The organism is Mesorhizobium sp. M7A.F.Ca.US.011.01.1.1, from assembly GCF_003998295.1.
Lineage (GTDB): Bacteria > Pseudomonadota > Alphaproteobacteria > Rhizobiales > Rhizobiaceae > Mesorhizobium.
In genome coordinates this window covers 1-335 of the sequence record NZ_RZRT01000266.1, presented here as the reverse complement: position 1 = coordinate 335, position 335 = coordinate 1, and the positions used below count along the sequence as shown (strand labels likewise).

Below are 335 nucleotides of genomic sequence, written 5' to 3'. Positions count from 1 at the left end.
CGATCATCTCCTTGATCGCGTCGTCCAGCTCGTCCGGTTTCTCGCAGCGAATGCCATGGCCGCCATAGGCTTCGGCGAGCTTGACGAAATCCGGCATCGCCTCGGTGTAGGAATGCGACAGCCGGTTGCCGTGCAGAAGCTGCTGCCACTGCCGCACCATGCCCATATACTGGTTGTTGAGGATGAAGATCTTGATCGGTGCGTCGTGCTGCACCGCCGCGCTCATCTCCTGCATCGTCATCTGCACCGAGGCATCGCCGGCAATATCAATGACCAGCGCATCCGGGTGTGCGATCTGCACGCCGAGCGCCGCCGGCAGGCCGTAGCCCATCGTG

Annotated in this window: 1 protein-coding gene; it reads right to left on the bottom strand. The window is 62.1% G+C overall.

The features are described 5' to 3' along the window. Nucleotides 1–335: thiamine pyrophosphate-dependent enzyme (locus EOA13_RS37670; protein ID WP_245490621.1), on the bottom strand; the 335-nt coding region annotated here is incomplete at both ends.